The sequence below is a fragment of the Pseudoduganella sp. RAF53_2 genome, assembly GCF_052113985.1.
Lineage (GTDB): Bacteria > Pseudomonadota > Gammaproteobacteria > Burkholderiales > Burkholderiaceae_D > Rugamonas.
The window spans coordinates 1-3,914 of record NZ_JBFRDW010000585.1; the positions used below are offsets into that span (position 1 = coordinate 1).

At 61.7% G+C, this 3,914-nt stretch carries 3 protein-coding genes; 1 reads left to right on the top strand and 2 read right to left on the bottom strand.

Features of this window, described 5'->3' with window-relative positions:
• On the bottom strand, positions 1 to 779 hold a 779-nt coding region (locus AB4Z11_RS25870; RefSeq protein ID WP_442028677.1), incomplete at its 3' end, for a S8 family serine peptidase.
• Positions 780 to 938: 159 nt separating this feature from the next.
• On the opposite strand from AB4Z11_RS25870, the gene AB4Z11_RS25875 reads away from it, so the two are divergent.
• Positions 939 to 3,155 (top strand): alpha/beta fold hydrolase, encoded by a 2,217-nt coding sequence (locus AB4Z11_RS25875; RefSeq protein ID WP_442028679.1) that lies wholly within the window; start codon positions 939 to 941, stop codon positions 3,153 to 3,155.
• Position 3,156: 1 nt separating this feature from the next.
• Here AB4Z11_RS25875 and AB4Z11_RS25880 read toward each other — a convergent pair.
• The coding region (locus AB4Z11_RS25880; protein ID WP_442028681.1) for an AraC family transcriptional regulator at positions 3,157 to 3,914 on the bottom strand (758 nt) is incomplete at its 5' end.

Sequence of the window (3,914 nt, forward strand, 5' to 3'; positions counted from 1 at the left end):
CTCATATCGTCCTTGCCGTCGTGGCCATCGAAATGGCCACCCAGGCTGAGATTGACCACGCATGGCCGGCCCAGCTTTTTCGCCTCCGCGAAAATCCAGCGTACGCCTTCCACGATGGCGCTGTTCTCGAAATTGGTCTTGCAGATCAGATAGTCCGCGCCGGTGGCAATGCCGGTATAAGGATCGCCCTGGCCACCGCAAATCCCCGCCACGTGGGTGCCGTGGCCTTCGGTATCTTCGCTGGCCGTCATCGCCGCGCCGGTCAGCACCTTGCCCAGAGCGCTGTAGCCCGGACCGGGACCCTGCCCCGCGATTTCCTGGTCCCAGATCTYCAGCACGCGGCCGGCAAATGCAGGATGGGTGAGATCGATGCCCGTGTCCACAATGCCGAGGACGACGCCTTTGCCGCTGACCTTATTCTGCTTGATGAACTTCGGCACGCCAGCCAGCGGCACGGCGATATCCAGAGGCTTCATGCGGCGCGGCGCGGACACGCGCTCCACATCGGGCGAACCGGCAAAGCGCATCAGTTTACTGGCCGGGACAATTGCGGTCGCCACGTCGCCGCTGCCCCACACCAGCGGCACGCCGGCAATCGATTTGGGCGCCCCGTCCTTGCAGCGCACCAGCACGTGATACGTTTGTTCCGCCGACGGCTGCAGGCTGCGCAGCGCCAGCGTCAGCGTGTCGCCCAGCGCCTTGCGCCGCGTTGGCGCCACCACCATTGCCGCCAGGCTGGCCGACAGTTTGCATCCCTTCGATTTGGATCTGGTCGCCATGTCCCGCCTCCTTTTCCGAAAGTTGTGGAAGGAGTATGCGCCTGTCTACCGCTGCGGCCAAACGAAAGTTGGAGATTGCATGATGATTCCGAATATCCGGAGGTGCGCTCTCTGGTATTGTCTTGCGATCCGTAAATCACCAATTACATCGGGACACACATGCGTTTCATCCTCTCCTTCCTGGCCCTGCTGGCCGCCGGTTCCGCCTCCGCCGACCGTCTTACCCTTGATCGAATTCAGTCCGACCCCGCCCTTTCCGGCGCCGGCGTGCGCGCGCTGAAAGTGTCGCCGGACGGCGCCCGCGTGACCTTCCTGCGTGGCCGCGAAGACAACCAGTTCCAGCTCGACCTGTGGGAATACAATATGAAGGACAAGACCACGCGCCGCCTGGTCGACTCCAAAGTGCTGGTCCCGGAAGAGAATCTGTCCGATGCCGAAAAAGCACGCCGCGAGCGTGAGCGCACCGCCGCCCTGAAAGGCATCATCAGCTACAGCTGGTCACCGGACGGCAAGCAATTGCTGGTGCCGATTGCCGGCAATCTGTACCTGGTTGACCTGTCCAAGCCGGACCAGGCGCGCATGGTCGCCTCCGGCAATGTGATCGATCCGAAGATTTCTCCGAAGGGCCGCTACGTTTCCTTCGTGCGCGACCAGAACCTGTACGTGATCGACCTGAAGACCGGCAAGGAACGCCAGCTGACCACTGACGGCAAGGGCACCGTACATAACGGCGAAGCCGAATTCGTGGCGCAGGAAGAGATGCATCAGTTCACCGGTTACTACTGGGCGCCGGACGATTCCGCCATCGCCTTCCGCTGGTACGACGAAGCGCAAGTGCCGGTGGCACGCCGCTTCGAAATCTACGCCGACCGCACCGACGTGGTCGAGCAGCGCTACCCTGCCGCCGGCGATCCGAATGCGATCGTGGGCCTGAAGATCGTATCGCCTGAAACCGGCGTGATCCGCGATGTGGACCTGGGCGCCAACAAGGATATCTACCTGGTGCGTGCCGACTGGAGCGAAGACGCCAGGTCGCTGTTCTTCCAGCGCCAGTCGCGCGATCAGAAAACGCTGGAGCTGATCTCGGTCGATACCGCCTCGCTGGCGCAGCGCCCGATCCTGAGCGAGACGTCGAAGACCTGGACCACCATCAGCGACGACCTGCGCTTCCTGAAAACGGGCAAAGGCTTCATCTGGTCGTCTGAGCGCACCGGCCGCAATCACCTGTACCTGTACGATATGAACGGCAAGCTGCTGCACGCCATTTCCAAGGGCGAGTGGGGCTTCGACAATGTGCTGGCGCTGGATGAAAAAGCGGGTAAGGTCTACGTGGCCGCCAACAAGGATGCCGTGTACGACAAGCAGGTGTATGTGCTGAATCTGGACGGCTCCAATGCCGACAAGCCAAAGCGCATCACCCAGGCCGACGGCTGGCATGAGGCTTCGTTCTCGCGCAATGGCGAAGTGTTCGTGGACACCTGGTCCGATCCTTCGAATCCGCCGCAGGTTTCGATCCGCCGTCCGGATGGCGCTTTCGTGGCGTGGGTGGATCACAATGAGATCAACGCATCGCACCCGTATTACAAGTACAAGGCGGATCTGCTGCCAACGGAATTCGGCAGCATGAAGTCCAAGGATGGCCAGACCATGTACTACTCGCTGATCAAGCCATGGCATTTTGACGCGAACAAGAAGTATCCGGTGTACGTGTCCACCTACGGCGGCCCGCACTCGCAATACGTGAAACGTTCGTGGGAAGGCAGCCACTTCGATCAGTACATGGCGCAGCAGGGTTACGTCGTGTTCCGCCTGGATAACCGCGGTTCCGCACGCCGCGAGCGCGTGTTCACCGATGCGAACTACCGCAACCTGGGCAAGGTGGAAGTGGAAGACCAGCTGACCGGCATCGACTGGCTGGGCACGCAGTCTTACGTCGATCCGAAGCGCGTTGGCGTGTACGGCTGGAGCTTCGGCGGTTTCATGGCACTGCGCCTGCTGTCGCAGGGCTCGGACAAGATTGCGGCCAGCGTATCGGGCGCTCCGGTGACCGACTGGCGCCTGTACGACACCCACTACACCGAGCAGTTCATGGATAAGCCATCCGAAAACCCTGATGGCTACAAGGACTCCACCGTGTTCTCCCACGTGGACGGCCTGAAGTCCAAGCTGCTGCTGTTGCACGGCATGGCCGACGACAACGTCCTGTTCACCAACACCACCAAGATGATCGACGCGCTGGTCAACCGCGGCGTGCAGTTCGAGCTGATGACCTATCCGGGCGCCAAGCACGGTGTGTCCTCGCGTGTCGCCAAGCGCCACGTTCAGGCCTATATCGACGCCTTCTTCCGCAAGAACCTGCACCCGGAATCGAACTGATTCATCCCTCCGCAAAGAACTGGCTGGGTGACTGGCCGAACTGCTTGCGGAACATGGTGGAAAAGGCGCTGGGGCTTTCATAGCCCAGCGCCAGCGCCACATCAATCACCTTCTCTCCTGTCGCCAGCAATTCCAGCGCGCGCAGCAAGCGCGCCTGCTGGCGCCACTGGCCAAACGTCATTCCCGTTTCTTTCGTAAAAAGGCGCTGGATCGTCTTCATGTCCAGCGACAGGCGCCTGGCCCAATCGGCCATGGTCGACGAATCGTCCAGGCGCTGTTGCAGCAGTTCGCAAATGCGCAGCAGGCGTGGATCGGAAGGCAACTGAAGGTGCAGCGGCAGCACCGGCAAGGCGCGTACTTCATCGAGGATCAGCCGCATCAGGCGCCCGTCGCGTGTACCCGGCAGATAGGGCTGCTTCACGTCCATCGCCGCGCGCATCAGTTCACGCAACAGGGGCGAGATGCCGACGGCCTGCGTGACTTCCATCAGATTGCGCGCGGCATCGGTCGCCACCAGCAGGCTGCGCATATGCACCTCGCCAATGCACCAGATTTCGTGCATCATGCCGGCCACCATCCAGATGCCGCGCGTGGGCGGCACGACCCAGCGCCCGGCTTCGGTTTTCACTACCATCACACCGCGTACGGCGTAAATCATCTGGTGCTTGGAATGCAGGTGCGGCTTGATGTGCCAGCCCGCGGGATAATCGGTCGCGCGGCCGGCAATGGGCGATTGCACTGCCTCGATCTCCTTGAGCG

Bases quoted from the DNA above. Each gene is read 5' to 3' on its own strand.
- AB4Z11_RS25875 (WP_442028679.1), top strand. From the start codon at position 939: ATGCGTTTCATCCTCTCCTTCCTGGCCCTGCTGGCCGCCGGTTCCGCC.